This window comes from Streptomyces sp. NPDC044061 (genome assembly GCF_056434305.1).
In genome coordinates this window covers 18,410-35,497 of sequence record NZ_JBWKFL010000017.1, presented here as the reverse complement: position 1 = coordinate 35,497, position 17,088 = coordinate 18,410, and the positions used below count along the sequence as shown (strand labels likewise).

Sequence of the window (17,088 nt, the reverse complement as noted above, 5' to 3'; positions counted from 1 at the left end):
AAGAGGGAGGAGGGGGCCCCCCCCCCCCCCCCCCCCTCCCCCCCCCCCCCCCCCCCCCCCCCCCCCCCCTCTCCCCCCCCCCCCCCCCCCCCCCCCCCCCCCCCCCCCCCCCCCCCCCCCCCCCCCCCCCCCCCCCCCCCCCCCCCCCCGCCGTCAGACGGCCGGCCGCGAGTCGGCCACGGGCAGTGGGGGAAGTCGTGTGTCGTCCAGCCAGGCCGTGAACAGACCGTCCAGCGGGTCGTCCGCGTAGCGAGCCACGTGCGCGGTGAACGTCGCGGTCGTCACGGCCGCGCCGCGGTGCAGTTCGGCCCAGCCGCGCAGCATGCGGAAGAACGCCTCGTCGCCCAGGGCGACGCGCACCGCGTGCACGGCGATGCCGCCTCGCTGGTAGAGCCGGTCGTCGAACATCAGCTTGCGGCCCGGGTCGGACAGCCGCAGGTCCTGCGGCAGCGCGGCCAGCGACCGGTGCGCGGAGGCGGCCAGCTGCCGGGCGGTACGGCCGCCCGAGCGCTCCGACCACAGCCACTCCGCGTACTTGGCGAGGCCCTCGTTCAGCCAGATGTGCCGCCAGTCGGCCAGGGACACGCTGTTGCCGAACCACTGGTGCGCCAGCTCGTGCGCGACCAGCCGCTCCGAACCCCGGGCGCCGTCCACGTGGTTGGCGCCGAACAGCGACAAGCCCTGTGCCTCCACCGGGACGTCGAGCTCCTCCTCCGTCACGACGACGGCGTACTCGTCGAACGGGTACGGCCCGAACAACTCCTGGAACAGCTCCATCATCGCGGGCTGCCGGGCGAAGTCCCTGGAGAACTCCGGGAGCAGATGCGCCGGGATGTGCCCGTGCTGCGGCACGCCGCCCGGCCCCGGATCGCCCAGCAGCACGGTCTGGTACTTGCCGATCGCCAGCCCGACCAGATAGCTGGACGTGGGCGCCGCCTGCTCGTAGACCCACGTGGTCGTCGACGCCTTCGTCGTACGGGTCAGCAGCCGGCCGCCCGCGACCACCGAGTACGCCGACGGCGTGGTGATCGACAGCAGGTACGACGCCTTGTCGGCGGGCCGGTCGTTGCACGGGTACCAGGACGGCGCCCCGACCGGCTGGCTGGCCACCAGTGCCCCGTCCTCCAGCTCCTCCCAGCCGAGCCCGCCCCAGGCGCTGGCCACCGGCCGCGGGTTGCCCGACCAGTGCACCTCCACCGTGAAGGCGGCCCCGGCCCGCAGCGGCTTCGCGGGCCGGATGCGCAGCCGGCCGCCCCGGTGCGTGTAGTGCGGCTGCCGGCCGTCCACCCGGACCCGGCCGATCCTGAAGTCGGCCAGGTTCAGCTGGAACTCGGTCAGCTGCGCCCGGCCCGCGATGGCGTTGATCCGGGCCGTGCCCGACAGCCGGTTCGGGCCCGGGCGGTAGTCCAGAGTGAGCTCGTAGCGGTGCACCCGGTAACGGGAATCGCCATTGGCCGGGAAGTACGGGTCCGGACCCGCTGACTGCTGAACTGCCACTGCCGCGTCTGCTCCCTGCGCTGTGCTGGTCCTCCGTGCCGGCCCACCACACGTTCCGCTGTGTTCCTCCGGACCGCGCCGACTCCGGAAGAACCCTCTCAGGGACGCCATGCCTCGATCGGGTTGCCGAGCCAACGGGTGTCGTCCGGGACGGACTCCGCGGCCATGACGAGCGACGCGGGACCCAGAGTCGTACGGGCCCCGATCGTGCTGCCGGGCAGCACGATCCCGCCAGGGCCCAGCGTGGCGCCCTCACGGAGAACCACAGTATCCGTCCTCAAGATCCGGTCGTGGAAGAGGTGTGTCTGGAGCACACAGCCGCGGTTCACGGTCGCGGCCTCCTCCAGGGTCACCAGATCCGTCTCCGGCAGCCAGTAGCTCTCCACCCAGACACCCCTGCCGATCCGCGCGCCGAGACCCCTCAGCCACACCGTCATCACCGGCGTGCCCGGCACCGAACCGGCCAGCCACGGCACCGCAAGCACCTCCACGAACGTGTCCGCCAGCTCGTTGCGCCACACGAAGGAACTCCACAGCGGATGCTCTCCGCCCCGGTGCCGGCCCACCAGCAGCCACTTGGCGACGACCGACACCACGGCCGCCACGGCACCCGCCGCGAGCAGCACCAGCCCCGACAGCAGCGGCGCCCACACCCCCAGCGCGCACAGCGCCGCCACCGTCAGCGCGGCCAGCGCCGCCGAGCACAGCACCGGCACGATCCGGCACAGCTCCACCGCCCCGCGCGCCCACAGCAGCCGGGCGGGCGGGGCGTACGTACGGCTCTGGTCGCCGTCGCTCGCGCTGCGCGGCAGCTTCACCGGCGGCAGACCCAGGTACGAGGTGCCCTTCTTCGCCTTCTTCGGGGTCGCGGACAGCACCCCGACCAGGCCGCCGTCCGGCACGCTGCGGCCGGGCGCCGTCATCCCGGAGTTGCCCAGGAAGGCCCGCCGTCCGATCTCCGCGCGCCCGATCCGCATCCAGCCCCCGCCCAGTTCGTACGGCGCGGTCAGCGTGTCGTCCGCGAGGAAGGCGCCGTCGCCGACGGTGGTCAGGCTCGGCAGGGCCAGGACGGTGGAGACCTCGGCGCCCCGCCCGACGCGCATCCCGAGCAGCCGCAGCCACACCGGTGTCACCAGCCCGGCGTACAGCGGGAACAACGTCTCCCGGGAGCGGTCCATCAACTGGGTGACCGTCCACGCCTGCCAGCCGGTGCGGCCGTGCGTCGGATGGGTGCCTTCGCGCAGGCCCAGGCTGAGCAGCCGGACGGCGACCAGGATCAGCAGCGCGTACGCCAGCCCGAAGGCGAGCGTGGCCGGCACCAGCGCGAGCGCCGCGTGCCGCAGTGCCTCTCCGGCTCCGTCGCCGGGCGCCACGAACAGCCCGGCCACCAGCAGCGCGGCCGCACCCGAGAGCAGCGGCAGGCCGCTCAGCGCCAAGCCGGTCATGCCGTACATGACGCGCCAGTACGTGCCCCGCCGCGGACGCTCCTTGGGCCAGTTGCGCTTGGCCTTGCCCAGCTTGGCCGCGGGCGCCCCCGCCCAGCGCTGTCCGGTCGGGATCTGACCGGTGACCGCGGAGCCGGGCGCCACCTCGGCCCGCTTGCCCACACGGGCGCCGGGGAAGAGCATGCTGCGCGTCCCCACGACGGCGTGGGCGCCGACCTTCACCGGCCCGATCTCCAGCAGGTCGCCGTCCAGCCAGTGGCCCGACAGGTCCACCTCGGACTCCACGGCGGCCCCGCGCCCGAGCTTGAGCATGCCGGTGACCGGCGGCAGCGAGTGCAGATCCACGTCGGCGGCGACCTTGCCGCCCAGGGCCCGCGCGTACCGCTCGAGCCACGTCCCGGTCAGCGAGGTCGCCCCGCTGAACTCGGCCAGCCGCTCCGCGGTCCACAGCCGCAGATGCACGCTCCCGCCGCGCGGATACCGCCCGGGCCGCACGCCCCGCAGCAGCAGCCGCGCACCGCCCGCCGCGACCGCGATGCGCCCGGGCGGGCTGAACAGCAGCACGGCACCCGCGCCGATCAGCCACCAGGAGGCGGTGGGCAACCAGGCGTAGCCGGGCAGCAGATTGCCCAGCGCGGCCAGCGCGAGGGTCCAGCGCAGCCCGAGCACGGTGAACAGCGGCACCAGCAGGAGCGTCTGGAGCGCCTGGGCGCGAACCGGGACCGGCACGACCGCGCGGGTCTCGGCGTCCTCCTGCGCCGAGGCCTCGAGCCGCCGCGCCAGCTTGCGCAGCACCGGCTGCTGGTAGATGTCGAGGACGGCCGCGCTCGGGTAGCGGGTGCGCAGCCGGGTGGTGAGCTGGGCGGCGGCGAGGCTGCCGCCGCCGATCGCGAAGAAGTCGTCCGAGGCGTCGCTCACCGGGATGCCGAGGACTTCGGTCCACTGCTCGGCGAGCCATGCCTCGGTGCCGTAGAGCTGTTCGGACTTCCCGCTGGTCTCCAGCCCTTCCAGGGGCCAGGGGAGTGCGTTGCGGTCGACCTTGCCGGAGGTGCGGGTCGGCAGCTCCTCTACGGGGGCGAGCAGCGGGACGAGGGCGGCGGGCAGCTCGGCACGCAGCTTCTCGACCGCCGCCCCCTGGTCCCAGCCGTCCTGGGTGACGACGTACCCGACGAGCAGCTGGTTGCCGCTGCGGGCGGTGCGCACCGCGGCGGCCGCGCCCGCGACGCCCGGCAGGGCCTGCAGCGCCGCATCGACCTCACCCAGCTCGATCCGCCGCCCGCCGAGCTTGATCTGCTCGTCGGCCCGGCCCAGGAAGACCAGTCCTTCGGGCTCGGCCCGGACCAGGTCACCGCTGCGGTAGGCCCGCTCCCAGCCCAGGGACTCGAGCGGCGCGTACTTCTCCGCGTCCTTCTCGGCGTCCAGGTACCGGGCGAGTCCGACCCCGCCGATCACGAGCTGTCCACTGCCGCCCATGGCCACGGGCTCGCCGCCCTCGTCCACGACGGCCAGTTCCCAGCCGTTCAGCGGCAGCCCGATGCGCACCGGCTCCTCGCCCGTCATCAGCGCGGCACAGGCCACGACGGTCGCCTCCGTGGGCCCGTAGGTGTTCCACACCTCGCGCCCCTCGGTGACCAGCCGTTGTGCCAGCTCGGGCGGGCAGGCCTCACCGCCGAAGATCAGCAGACGCACGTCGTTGAGGGTCTCCGGCTCCCACAGCGCGGCCAGCGTGGGCACCGTGGAGACCACCGTGATCTCCTGCTCGACCAGCCAGGGCCCGAGGTCGGCGCCGCTCCTGACCTGCGCCCGGGGTACGGGCACCAGACAGGCCCCGTACCGCCAGGCCAGCCACATCTCCTCGCAGGAGGCGTCGAAGGCCACGGAGAGCCCCGCCATGACCCGGTCCCCGGGCCCGATCGGCTCGTCCGTGAGAAACAGCGCCGCCTCGGCGTCCACGAAGGCGGCGGCACTGCGGTGCGTGACGGCCACGCCCTTGGGCCTGCCGGTGGACCCGGAGGTGAAGATGATCCAGGCGTCGTGCTCGACACCGGGCCGCCCGGCGGGGCCGCCGGACGAGTCGCGCAGGTCGATCCCGTGCCCCACCCCGACGACGGCCCGCACCTCCGCCTCCCCGAACACCAGCGCGGCCCGCTCGTCGGGGTCCTCGGCGTCGACGGGAACGTAGGCGGCACCGGCCGCGAGCACGGCCAGAACGGCGACGTACAGATCATTGGTACCCGAGGGCACCCGCACGCCGACCCGGTCACCGAGTCCCACTCCGGCCTCGGCGAGCCGCCGGCGCAGCCGGTCGACCTCGGCGGCGAGCGCGCGGTAGGTGAGACGCGTGCTGCCGTCGTCCAGGGCGAGCTCGTCCGGGTACGAACGCACGGACGCGTCGAAGACGTCGACGAGCGTGCGCGGCGAGGCGGCGGGCCCCGCCGAGAGGCGTGCGGTGTTGCCGAACTGCTCGCGGATCTCTTCGTCGAGCAGGCCGAGAGCGCTGCCCTCGTGTATGGCTGCCATCCGGTCCTCGCGTCTCGTTCCCGGAAGCCTCCGGGGCGCTGGCGGGCCCGCAGGTCTGCCTGGGGTTGTCCGGCTCCAGCTCGGTGCAAGCCGGAAATATTAGTACGACGCTAGCCGCGGCCCTGTGTTCGGACCACTCGGTACGGCCGTTCGGAGCACTCCGGGGCGCCGGCCGGACGCCGCTGACCTGCCGGAACGCGAGCGGTACGAGAGGTGCCCCACATGTGCGGCCAACGGCGGGCAATTCGTGGACAGTTCAGTGCTGTTGAGGCGAATTGCCAGGTCCGGCTCGGTGGTTGGCCGGTCGCTGCGCGTTGCCGCCTCCCAAATACATGGGATCTCTCCCGCCTCATTGACGTGCGTGGCGCCATTTTCTACGTTTCTTTCCGGGATAGCTCCGATGAATCACCGAGCCGCCTGGAGGCAACGTGCCCAGCCCGTCCGAGCTCAGTCCGTCCAGACGTTCCGTCCTCGTCACCGGATCCGCCGTGGGTGGGGCGTTGCTCGCCCCGGGGCTGCCCACACCGGCCCTGGCCGCGGACCGTGCCGAGCCCACGGCGGAGACCTCCGACCCCTGGCAGACCGTCCTCGAGGACGCCGACCTGGTCTGGCAGCGGATGCCGACGACCTGGTACGAGGGCCCGTTCCTCGGCAACGGCCTGCTGGGCTCGGGAATCTACGCCGAGCCGGGAGCCGCGTCGCGCGCCGTGCGCTTCAACGTCCAGCACTCCGAGGTGCAGGACCACCGCCCCGAGTTCGGCTCGCTCTTCGGCCTGGCCCGGCTGCCCATCGGCCACTTCACCCTGGAGCCGGTGGGCGCCATCACCGGCATCGACTGGCGGCTCGCGCTGGACGACGCCGAGCTGACCGGCACCCTCACCACCGACCGGGGCATCCTGACCCTGCGCGCCCTGGTCCACAACGACCGCTCGGTCCTCGCCGTGGAGGTGACGCCGAGCGAGGGTGAACGCGGCTTCCGCTGGGTGTTCCACCCGGCGGACGCGATCAGCCCGCGTGCCGCCTTCAAGCCGCTCCCGGACGGCTACCAGGGCAACCCGCCCGCCGAGGTCGCCGACCACGACGGAGTGACCGCCGCCGTGCAGCCCCTGCTGGCGGGCGGACAGCACGTGACGGCGTGGCGGGAACGGACCAGGGGCCGGACCCGGACCCTCTACGCGCACGTCGCGCACTCCTACCCCGGCTCCACGGCCCTGGACCGGGCCCTGAAGGCGGTCCGTGCCGCGGACCGGCTGCCCTGCTCCTCCCTGGCCGCCACCCACCGCGCCTGGTGGCACGCCTACTACCGCAAGAGCTTCCTGTCCCTGCCCGACGCCCGGATCCAGCGCTTCTACTGGATCCAGCTGTACAAGGCCGCCTCCGCCGCCCGCCGCGACGCCCCGGTGATGGCCACCAGCGGCCCCTGGCTGGAACCCACCCCGTGGCCCAACACCTGGTGGAACCTCAACGTGCAGCTGGAGTACTGGCTCATCCACGGCTCCGACCACCTCGAACTGGACGCGGTCACCCGGGCGTTGAGCGAGTTCCGGGACAACCTCGCCAAGGAGGTGGCGCCGCGGTACCGCGCGGACTCGCTCGGCATCCCGCGCACCACCGACCCCCACCTCGTCAACGGCGCCGCCGGCACGCTCACCGGCTACGGCGTCGGCATCCCCGGCCAGGACCCGCCGACTCCCGAGGTCGGCAACCTCACCTGGGCACTGCACAACGTCTGGCTGAGCTACCGGCACACGATGGACGAATCGATCCTGAGGGACGTCCTCTTCCCCCTCCTGCGCAAGGCGGTCAACTACTACCTGCACTTCGTCGAGCCCGGCCCGGACGGCAGACTGCACCTGCCCGCCACCTTCTCCCCGGAGTACGGCGGTGACTCGCGCGACTGCAACTACGACCTGATGCTGCTGACCTGGGGCTGCCGCACCCTCCTCGAATCCGCCGAACTCCTCGGCATCGACGACGAACTGGCGCCCCGCTGGCGAGAGGTGCTGGCCAGGCGGGTGCCGTACCCGACGGACGCCAACGGTTTCATGATCGGCGCCGACATCCCCTTCGCGAAGTCCCATCGCCACTACTCGCATCTGCTCGCCGTCTACCCGCTGTACGAGCTGACCGGCCGCACCCCCGAGGAACGCGCCCTGATCGAGAAGTCGCTGGCGCACTGGGTGGGCTTCGAAGGAGCCCTGCAGGGATACACCTTCACGGGCGCCGCCTCGATGTCGGCGCTGCTCGGCAAGGGAGAGGACGCGCTGAAGTACCTGGGCGAGCTGATGAACCGCTTCATCCAGCCCAACACCATGTACAAGGAGTCGGGCCCGGTCATCGAGACACCGCTGTCGGCGGCCCAGTCCCTGCACGACATGGTCTGCCAGTCCTGGGGCGGTGTCGTCAGGGTGTTCCCGGCGCTCCCCGCCGCCTGGGCGGACGTGACCGTGCACCACTTCCGTACGCAGGGAGCCTTCCTGCTGAGCGCGGTCCGCCAGAGCGGCACCACCCGCTGGGTGCGCCTCGTCAGCGAGGCCGGCGCGCCCTGCGTCGTACGGCACGGGATCGACGGGCCGGTCGACGTCAGGGACGGGCGGGGCCGGCCTCTGCGGCACACCGACCCCGGCGACGGTACCGTGCACATCGCCCTGCGCAAGGGCGAGTCCGCGCTGATCACGGCCGAGGGCAGCCGGCCCGACCTGACCGTCGCACCCGTACGCGGCGACGGGGAAGCACCCCGCTGGGGGCTGCCCCGCACCTGAGCGGTCACCGGTTCTGATCGACCGGCAGTTCCAGGCGGAGCTCCCACCCGCCGTCGGCGGTGGGACCGGCGCTGACCGTGCCGCCCAGGAGTTCGGCGCGCTGGCGCAGACCCGCGAGGCCGTGGTGGGCACTGGGCAGGGCGAGTGCGAGCCGGGTGGCGGCCGTGTTGGTGACGGTGGCGCGCAGCGTGCCGTCCACTTGGTGGATGCGCACGGTCGCCCTGGCCCCGGGGGCGTGCTTGCGGACGTTGGTCAGGGCCTCCTGGACCGTGCGATAGACGGCACGCTGGACGGCCGGCGAGAGGTCCTCGGACACGTCGGTCTCCAGCTCGGCCTCGATGCCGCTGCCGCTGACCAGTCGCTCGAGGTCGGCGATGGACGGCTGAGGGGTGAGTTCCGTGGGCCGGCTGCCCGCCGCCCGCAGCACGCTGACCATGTGCCGCAGTTCGTCCAGGGTCTGCACGCTGAGCCGCCGGATGGTCTCCGCGGCCTGCCGGGTCTCGGGGTCCCGGCTGCTGACCTGGAGCGCTCCGGCCTGTACGGCGATGAGGCTGACCTGGTGGGAGACCACGTCGTGCATCTCCCGGGCGAGCTGCGCCCGCTCCTTCGCCAGAACGCTCTGGGTGGTCAGCAGCCGTTCGTTCTCGCGGGCCTCGGAGATCTCGGCGAGCCGCACGGACAGTTCGCGCCGGGCCTGCACCAACTGGCCGAGGAAGACGGGAGCAGCCGCGGTGGCCAGCGTATAAGTGAGGTGGAACAGGTTCGCGGCCTGGGTGAGTTCGGTGGGCCGCCAGGACGACCAGGGCCAGGGCAGGAAGTCGGTGAGAGCGAAGGTGAGCGCGCAGACGGCCAGCAGGAAGCGGTGACGGCTGAGCGAGGAGAGCGTGTACAGCGCGGCCACGGGGGCGAACGACGCGTCGGTGACCAGCGCGGTCGGGAGCGTGAGCAGGAAGGTCACCAGGGGCCGGCGGCGACGCAGGACGAGAGCGAAGGCGCCGAGCAGCGCGCAGGCCAGGCGCACCCGCGCCGTGGGGTCGACGTTGACCCAGGTGTCCGCCAGCGAGACCAGGACGAGGGCCGCGTCCAGCAGGGCAGCCGGTGGTCTCCGGGGTTTCATCAGGTCTCCCCGCCCTCGGGCGGCGCCAGCAGGCCGGCTCGCTGGGCGATCACCGCCGCCTGGACCCGGCTGCTCACCTCGAGCTTGGCGAAGACGGCGCTGACATGGCCTTTGACGGTGCCGGTGCTCAGGTGCAACCGTTCGCCGATGTCGGTGTTGGCGAGTCCCTGGGCCATGAGGACGAGGACGGCCCGTTCGCGCTCGGTCAGCCGGCCGGTGAGGCGGACGGCTGCCGCGTCGTGCACGCCGCCCTCGAGGTAGCCGTCCACCACCGTGCGGGCGACCTTGGACGACAACACGGGGCCGCCCTCGGCGAGGGTGCGGACGAGATGCGGGAGCTGATCGGGATCCGTGTCCTTCAGCAGAAAGCCGGCGGCGCCCGAGCGCAGAGCGGTCGTCACGTACTCGTCGGTGTCGAACGTGGTGAGCATGGCCACCACCGGAGGGTTCGGCAGGCGGCGGAGGCCGGCCAGCACGGTGAGCCCGTCCACGTCCGGCATCCGGATGTCCAGCAGAACGATGTCGGGACACAGGTCGCGCGCCGTCCGCACGGCCTGGGCGCCCTCCACCGCCGCGACGACCTCGATGTCGTCCGCCGTGTTGAGAATGTGTGTGAAACCCGTACGGACCAGGGCCTCGTCGTCGACCAGCAGTACCCGGATCACCTGAGCTCCTCACCTACACGACGCCCGATGCCTACCACGCCCGGCGCGTCCGCACGCGGGGCCGCGTCGCCTGCCCGCCGGTCGGCGGAGCCGTCCCAGCCGGTCGGCCGGTGCGGCTCCGGCCGGTCGGCGGAGGCCTTCGGAAAGCCGTCAGAGGCACCGGGGCGGGTGCGAGGTCGACCCTGGATACATGACGTGCCACGCATTGCCGGGTGCACGCGCACACGTGTCACGGGGGCGCGCGACGGACCGCCGGCCCACGCCCGCCGTTACGTCGTCGACGGGACGGCTGATCGGCATCGACGTGGCCCGCGGACTGGCGGTGTTCGGCATGTACGCCGTCCACCTCGGTCCCGACGCGGCGGTGGGCGGCCCTGTGGGGTTCCTGATGGAGGCGGCGAGCGGCCGCTCCTCCGCTCTCTTCGCGCTCCTCGCCGGCTTCTCCGTGGTGATCATGACCGGCCGCCCGCAGCCCCGCGTCGGCCGCGCCGGCCGGCAGGCGGTGGCCCGGGTCGGGATCCGCGGCCTCGTCCTGATGGCTCTCGGCTACGCCCTGACCGCCCTGAACACCGACATCGACGTCATCCTCAGCTTCTACGGCCTGCTCTTCCTGCTCCTCCTCCCGCTGTGCCGGCTGCGGGCGGGCATCCTCGCGGTCGTCGCCGTCATGGGGGCGCTGGTCCTGCCCCAACTGCTGTACGTCATCCGGGGCTCGATCGAGCGGGGGGCCTGGGCGGACGCTGTTGTCGCACATGACCCGCTGGCCCGGATCACCGGCACGGACGGCTTCATGGAACTGCTGTTCACCGGCTCGTATCCGCTTCTCACCTGGATGCCGTTCGTCGTCGCGGGCATGGCGGTGGCCCGGCTGGACCTCACCCGCCCCGGCGCCCTACGCCGGCTGACCCTCGCCGGTGGGGTGCTGGCCGTGACCGGCTACGGCGGCTCCTGGCTGGCCCTGCGACTGGTCCCGCACGCTCTCTCCACGCTGGCGGCCGCCACGCACGGCGGGTCGGTCGCGTCGGCCTGGTGGTCCGACACCGCCGGCGAACCCGCGGGCCGCACTCCACTGGCCTGGCTGCTGGTGGCGGTCCCGCACAGCGAGACCACCTTCTCAGTTCTCGGCAACACGGGCGTGGCCGTCGTGGTGGTGGCCGCATGCCTGACCGTCGCGGACCGCATGCCACGCCTCACCCGCCTCGCCACGCCCGTCGCGGCGGTCGGCATGATGGCGCTCACCGTCTACGTCCTGCACATCGTCGCCCTCTGGTTCTTCTCCGGCGTCTGGTACGTGGCCGTGATCGATTCCGACGGCATGACGGCACTGCCGGTACTGCTCGCCTTCATCGGGGCCGCCGCCCTTCTGGCCACCGTCTGGACCCGTCTGTTCCGGCGCGGCCCCCTGGAGTACCTGCTCCACATGGCCACCAGGCCCGCACGGCACATCAGGTAGGCCGGCGACGACGCGCCGGCCTACGCCGGGAGCGTGAGCCCGCGAGGGCGTTCACACGAACTCCTGGCCGACCTCGTCGACACCCTGCGCGCCGACCCCGACGTTCCGGACGAGGCCCTGATGGTCACCGCCCTCGACGTCGATCACCCGTTGCCGAGGGGAACCGTCCGGTACGCGGCGCCGTTCGGTGTCCGACCCGGCCACGCGTCCGCCCGGCCGGCGCCGGAGGCAGCCGCCTCCGGCGCCGCTCGGGCGACCTCGACGCTGTGCGCCCGGGAGGTCACTGGCCGCCGAGTCCCGTGGTGGCGACGGACTTGACGATGTGACGCTGGAAGAACACGAAGACCACGACGAGGGGGAGCGCCGCGAGCACGGCGGAGGCCATGGTCTGCGCGTACTGGATGCCGTACGCGTCCTTCACCGAGGTGATGCCGACCGGCAAGGTCATCAGGGCGGGGTCCGACGTCGACACGAACGGCCACAGGAAGTTGTTCCAGGCCCCGATGAACACGAAGATCGCCACGGCCGCGAGCATGGGCCGCGACAACGGCAGCAGCACGGACCAGAAGACGCGCCAGTGGCCCGCCCCGTCGATGCGGGCGGCCTCCTCCAGCTCGCGCGGCAGCGAGTCGAAGTGCTTCTTCAGGATGAACACCATGACCGGCGCCACCGTCTGCGGCAGGATCACCGCCGCGTAGGTGTCGACGAGGTGCAGGGTGAGCATCTGCCGGAACCACGGCACGATGAGCAGCTGCGGAGGCACCAGCACGGCCGCCACGGTCAGCGCGAACAGCCATCGGCGCCCGGCGAATACCGTGCGGGAGAAGGCGTATCCGGCCATCGCGGAGACCAGCACCGTGATGGCCGTGACCGCTGCGGAGACCAGGAAGCTGTTGAGCATCCACAGCGGAAGGTCGCCGCGCTCCCACACCGTCGAGAACCCGTGGAAGGTGAAGCCGTGCCGGGGCAGGAACCAGTGCCCCTGATCACTCGCGTCCTCCTCCGACTTGAACGCGGTGAGCAGGGCCCACGCCATCGGCAGCAGCCACACCAGGGCCAGCACCGCGAGCACCGCGAGGGCCAGGCCCCTGGCGAGCCGGCTCTCCCCGAGGGTGAGACCCGTGCGCGGCCGGGCGGTCCGGTGCGGACGCCGTGGCGCTCTCGACGGGCCTGCGGCACGGGCGGGTGCGGCGGGGCGGACGGGCAGTTCGGTGGAGGTCATGTCACTTCTCCCGGCGGCGGAGGGCGGCGTACTGGGCCGCGGAGGCGAGCAGGACGAGGGCGAAGAAGACGTAGCTGATCGCCGAGGCGTAGCCGAGCCGGTAGCCGGTGAAGCCGATGTCGTACATGTACTCGATGACCGGACGCGTCGAGTTGTCGGGGCCGCCCTTGGTCAGCAGGTAGACCTGGTCGAAGACCTTGAGCGAGGCCAGGATCTGCAGCACCGTGACGACGGCGGTGATGCGGCTCAGCTGGGGCAGGGTGATCGACCACAGCCGGCGCCAGGCGCCCGCCCCGTCGATGGCCGCGGCCTCGTACAGGTGGTCCGGAACCGCCTGCAACGCGGCCAGGTACAGCAGGAAGTTGAAGCCCACCGTCCACCACAGGGTGGTCAGCACGATCGCCCACATCGCCACCGACTCGTCGCTCAGCCACGACACCGGCCCGATACCGACCACGTCCAGGAGATGGTTGAGCAGGCCGAGGTCCGGCTGGTACAGCCAGATCCACAGCAGGCTCACCACGCCGACCGGGAGCAGGTAGGGCGCGAAGAAGGCCAGTCGCCACACCCACTGACCGGGCAGGCCGGTGTGCACGAGCAGCGCCATGCCGAGGGCCACCGCGACGAGCGGCACCGTCGACAGGACGGTGAACCACACCGTGTGCCCGAGGGAACGCCACACTTCGGCGTCCTTCAGGGCTTCCGTGAAGTTGTCCAGGCCGACGAAGCCCGGGGCGTGGGCCGACAGCGAGGTGTCGGTCAGGCTCATCCACAGGCCCTGGACCAGTGGCCACACCATGAAGAGGGCGAACAGGACGAGGAAGGGCAGCGCGAACAGCAGGCCCGCGGGCAGCAGCCTGCGCACCGACAGGGCCCCGGTGCGGGGCGAGGCGTGGGGAGAGGACATCGTTGTGCCTCCTGCGCGATGGATCGCGGCCGGGTCAGGCCGGGCTGGGCTTGCTGAGGAAGGTGTTCAGGCGCCGCACCATCGCGCGCGCCGCGCGGTCGGGGGCGAGACCGTCGAGCAGGGCCTGCTGCAGGACCTGCGACATGGCGTTCTGGAAGTCCGAGCCGGCGCCGGCGAACCACACGGAGGGGTCGAGCACGACGTGGTCCTGGGCGCTCGCGTAGTGCGACTGCGGCTGGAGCTTCGCGTACGCCGGGGTACGGGTGACCGGGCCGTAGGCCGGGATGTGCCCTGCCGTCGCCCAGATCTGACCTGCTTTCAGCAGCGCCGCCACCGCCTGGTGCGTCCGTCGGCGGCGCGCCGGGTCCGGGCTCGGGTGGTGCGGCAGGACGAAGGAGTGGGAGTCGGCGTAGACGGCCGGGGTGCCGAAGACCGTGGGGAAGGGGGCGGCTCCCACGTCCTTGTCCGCGGTGCGGAAGGTGCCCAGCTCCCACTCGCCGGACAGGATCACCGCCGTCTGGCGGTTGGTGAACGAGGCGATCGCCGAGGCGTAGTCGAGCCGCTTGGGGTTGACACGGCCGTCGACGATCTTCGCCATGAAGGCGATGACCTCGGTCATCCGGTCGATGTCCACCTCGGCGGGGCCGCCCGGCGGCAGCCGGAAGGCGCCGCCGGTCTGCCGGTACAGACCGTAGAACAGCCGCCAGCCCTGTGCGGTGTCGGTGACGTACCCGAACGCGATGCCCTGCTTTCCCGAGGCCTTGGCCAGCTCGCGGCCCGCCGCGAGGAACCGGTCGGGTGAGGAGAACGCCTCGGTGTCCAGGGCGCCGTCCCGGGTGAGCAGGCCCGCCTTCCCGGCCGGTCCGGGGTGGAAGAAGACGATGAACGGGTGCGTGTCCAGCGGGATGGCGTAGGTGTGGCCCTCGTACTGGGTCCGGGGCCAGACGGCGTCGCTGAAGGCGTCCCTGGTGACGCCGTACTCCGCCAGGACGTCCAGGTCCCACGGGTCGAGCAGCCCGGTGGGGGCGTAGCCGGCCAGCCGGGACATGTGGGAGACCGCCACGTCGGGGCCGCGCCCGCCGGCCGAGGCCATGGCGAGCTTGGTGTAGTACGGGGCGCCCCACTCCAGCACGGTGCGTTCGACGCGGGTCCCCGGCATGTCGCGGCGTGCCGCGCGCACCATGTCGTTGAGGAGTCCGCCGTCTGCCCCGCTGAACAGGTCCCACAGACGGACGGTCGAGGTGTCCGCCGCCAGGGCGGAACCGCAGCCGCTGAGCGCGCCTGCGCCCAGGACCGCGGCACCGGAGGCGAGCGCGGCCGTCAGCACCCGGCGCCGCGAGTGCGCGGGCGGACCGACGGGTGCGGGTATGCCGGTCATACAGCTCCTTTCCTGCGGGCGGTGGCCCCCGGGGTCGTCTCGTGTGCCCCGGGATCCGCCGCCCACGGATGTACATCGATGTAAATCGCGTGCCGGTGCGTCGCGTCCACCCTTCCGCCGCGGCGGAGGGGAACGAGCTGTCACGCAGTGCCCTCGAACGCCGCCGGACGGGTCTGGGCGGCGCGCAGCAGGGCGGTGTCGACCTTCTCGCCGCGGTCGAAGCGGTAGACGCCGTTGCGTTCCTGGAAGACGTCGGTGAGCTGGGTGTAGCAGTACCCGAACATGTCCGGGTCGTCGAGCAGGACGGCGGTCAGTCCGGTGAAGCGCTCCACGAACTCCTGGGCGCTGCGGGGGCGTTCGCCGTAGCCCCAGGAGGCTCCCGCGTCGTCCCCTGCGGCGCTCGCCGCGGCCTCCGGATCCCACCAGACACCGCCGAACTCGCTGCAGAAGTACGGCTGCCCCCGGTAGGGCAGGGACCACGGCCGGCCGTCGGGGCCGGTGTTGGCGTACGGCCGGTCGTCCGCGAGCCCGGCCATGGTCTTGGCGAAGACGGCCGGGTCCTGCTCGTAGCAGTGGGAGTCGTAGACGTCGGTCTCGGCCACCCGGTGCGCGTAGCCGGAGGCGTCGATGACGGGCCGGGTCGGATCCGCCTGCTTGGTGGCGAGGAACATCGCCCGGGTTACGTCGTCGAGCTGTGTGACGCGGTCGTGCAGATGCTGGTACGTCTCGTTCAGCGGGCACCAGCCGACGATCGACGGGTGGGAGTGGTCCCGCTCCAGGGCCTCCAGCCACTGGGCGACGTAACTGGCGTCGGGCCGCTGGTTGTCGTCGCGCACCCCGGTCTCGCAGCCCCAGTCGCCGAACTCGCCCCAGACCAGGTAGCCGAGGCGGTCGGCGTGGTACAGATAGCGCTCCTCGAAGACCTTCTGGTGCAGCCGGGCACCGTTGAAGCCGGCCGCCAGGCCGAGCTCGATGTCGCGCACCAGGTCGGCGTCGCTGGGTGCGGTCATCAGCCCGTCGGGGTAGTAGCCCTGGTCCAGGACCAGGCGCTGGAAGACCGGCTCCCCGTTGAGCAGCAGACGCCTGCCGTCGATGGCGACCGAGCGCAGACCGGCGTAGGAGCGGGCGCTGTCGACCACTTCGCCGCCGGCGTCCAGCACCTCCAGACGGAGGTCGTACAGGTGCGGGTCGGCGGGCGACCACAGCCGGCGCCGGTCCTCGGGCACGGCCAGCACCAGGCGGGGCGCGAGGCCGAGGTCGGCCCGGGACTCGGCGAACGCGACGGTGCCGGCCGCGTCGCTCAGGGTGGCCTGGACCCGGTGGCCGGGGACGTTGGCCGTGAGCGGCAGCTCCAGGTGGAAGGTGCCGGACGCCAGGTCCGGCGTGATCCGGGGGCGCTTGAGGGCGACCGAGCGGGGGACCGGCTCCAGCCACACCGTCTGCCAGATGCCGGTCGTGCGGGTGTAGTGGCAGTGCGAGTTGGCGTACCAGGTGGACTGCTTTCCGCGCGCCTGGACGCCGTGGCGGCTGTCCCGGGCGCGCACCACGAGGGTCAGCTCCCCGCCCGGCATGGCCAGTTCGCCGAGGTCGGCGGTGAAGGGGGTGAAGCCGCCCCGGTGCCGGGCGACCTCGACGCCGTCCACCCACACGGTGGTGTCGTGGTCGACCGCACCGAAGTGCAGCAGCAGCCGTGCGTCGGTCCAGGCATCGGGAACCGTCACCGTGCGCCGGTACCAGACCGCCTCCAGGAAGTCGGTCTCGCCGATGCCCGACAGCTCCGACTCGGGGCAGAACGGTACGACGATCTGCCCGGCGAGTTCGCGGTCCCGCAGGCCGCGTTCCAGGCCGGTGTCGGACCGGTCGATCTCGAACTGCCACTCGCCGTTGAGATTCAGCCATGCCTCACGGACGAACTGCGGCCTGGGGTATTCGGGTCGGGGCGGGTCCGTGCGGTACGGGACGGGCATGGTGCTCCTTGCGTCCGTAGTGCTGTGCCGGTCGGTGCGGAGCACATGGCATCATGATGATTACATCGATGTAAATACCTCGGGCGGAAGACGGTCCGGGGAAGGGTTCCGGACACGACTCGGCGCCGTCCGTCCCCCGCGGATCAGTACCAAGT

The 17,088-nt window shown here is 72.4% G+C and carries 10 protein-coding genes and 1 pseudogene; 3 read left to right on the top strand and 8 right to left on the bottom strand.

Annotation, left to right across the window (positions count from 1 at the left end; genetic code table 11):
- Window positions 1-153: 153 nt before the first annotated feature.
- Both AC07CM_RS26940 and AC07CM_RS26935 read right to left on the bottom strand, forming a co-directional pair.
- The gene (locus AC07CM_RS26940) at window positions 154-1,497 is read right to left on the bottom strand and encodes a M1 family metallopeptidase (protein WP_478879007.1); all 1,344 of its coding nucleotides are present in this window, start codon (window positions 1,495-1,497) and stop codon (window positions 154-156) included.
- A 98-nt stretch (window positions 1,498-1,595) separates the two neighbouring features.
- Window positions 1,596-5,462, bottom strand: a complete 3,867-nt coding sequence (locus tag AC07CM_RS26935; protein WP_478879006.1) for a Pls/PosA family non-ribosomal peptide synthetase — start codon at window positions 5,460-5,462, stop codon at window positions 1,596-1,598.
- Between the two features lie 428 nt (window positions 5,463-5,890).
- Between AC07CM_RS26935 and AC07CM_RS26930 the strand changes: the two genes are divergently transcribed.
- Window positions 5,891-8,224 carry a glycosyl hydrolase family 95 catalytic domain-containing protein gene (locus tag AC07CM_RS26930; RefSeq protein ID WP_478879005.1) on the top strand — a complete coding sequence of 778 codons (2,334 nt, stop codon included), beginning with the start codon at window positions 5,891-5,893 and terminating at the stop codon, window positions 8,222-8,224.
- A gap of 4 nt (window positions 8,225-8,228) precedes the next feature.
- On the opposite strand, the gene AC07CM_RS26925 is transcribed toward AC07CM_RS26930, so the two are convergent.
- A complete protein-coding gene (locus AC07CM_RS26925; RefSeq protein ID WP_478879004.1) occupies window positions 8,229-9,341 on the bottom strand; it encodes a sensor histidine kinase in 1,113 nt (370 codons plus the stop codon).
- Complete coding sequence (locus AC07CM_RS26920; protein ID WP_478879003.1) at window positions 9,341-10,006, bottom strand: response regulator; 666 nt, start codon at window positions 10,004-10,006, stop codon at window positions 9,341-9,343. The genes AC07CM_RS26925 and AC07CM_RS26920 overlap by 1 nt, the downstream gene beginning before the upstream one ends.
- A gap of 190 nt (window positions 10,007-10,196) precedes the next feature.
- On the opposite strand from AC07CM_RS26920, the gene AC07CM_RS26915 reads away from it, so the two are divergent.
- Together AC07CM_RS26915 and AC07CM_RS26910 are read left to right on the top strand one after the other, a co-directional pair.
- Window positions 10,197-11,459, top strand: a complete 1,263-nt coding sequence (locus tag AC07CM_RS26915) for a DUF418 domain-containing protein (protein WP_478879002.1) — start codon at window positions 10,197-10,199, stop codon at window positions 11,457-11,459.
- A 99-nt stretch (window positions 11,460-11,558) separates the two neighbouring features.
- Window positions 11,559-11,651 (top strand): annotated as a pseudogene (locus AC07CM_RS26910) (GNAT family N-acetyltransferase); the annotation flags it as partial.
- 88 nt (window positions 11,652-11,739) lie between these two features.
- Here the strand turns inward: AC07CM_RS26910 and AC07CM_RS26905 are convergent.
- The 4 genes from AC07CM_RS26905 to AC07CM_RS26890 all read right to left on the bottom strand — a co-directional run bounded on the left by AC07CM_RS26905 (window position 11,740) and on the right by AC07CM_RS26890 (window position 16,933).
- Window positions 11,740-12,681, bottom strand: a complete 942-nt coding sequence (locus AC07CM_RS26905) for a carbohydrate ABC transporter permease (protein WP_478879001.1) — start codon at window positions 12,679-12,681, stop codon at window positions 11,740-11,742.
- 1 nt (window position 12,682) lies between these two features.
- Window positions 12,683-13,588, bottom strand: a complete 906-nt coding sequence (locus AC07CM_RS26900) for a carbohydrate ABC transporter permease (RefSeq protein ID WP_478879000.1) — start codon at window positions 13,586-13,588, stop codon at window positions 12,683-12,685.
- A gap of 34 nt (window positions 13,589-13,622) precedes the next feature.
- A complete protein-coding gene (locus tag AC07CM_RS26895; RefSeq protein ID WP_478878999.1) occupies window positions 13,623-14,966 on the bottom strand; it encodes an ABC transporter substrate-binding protein in 1,344 nt (447 codons plus the stop codon).
- Between the two features lie 140 nt (window positions 14,967-15,106).
- Entirely contained in the window at window positions 15,107-16,933 is a 1,827-nt protein-coding gene (locus AC07CM_RS26890; protein WP_478878998.1) for a glycoside hydrolase family 2 protein, read from the bottom strand.
- Between the last annotated feature and the right edge of the window lie 155 nt (window positions 16,934-17,088).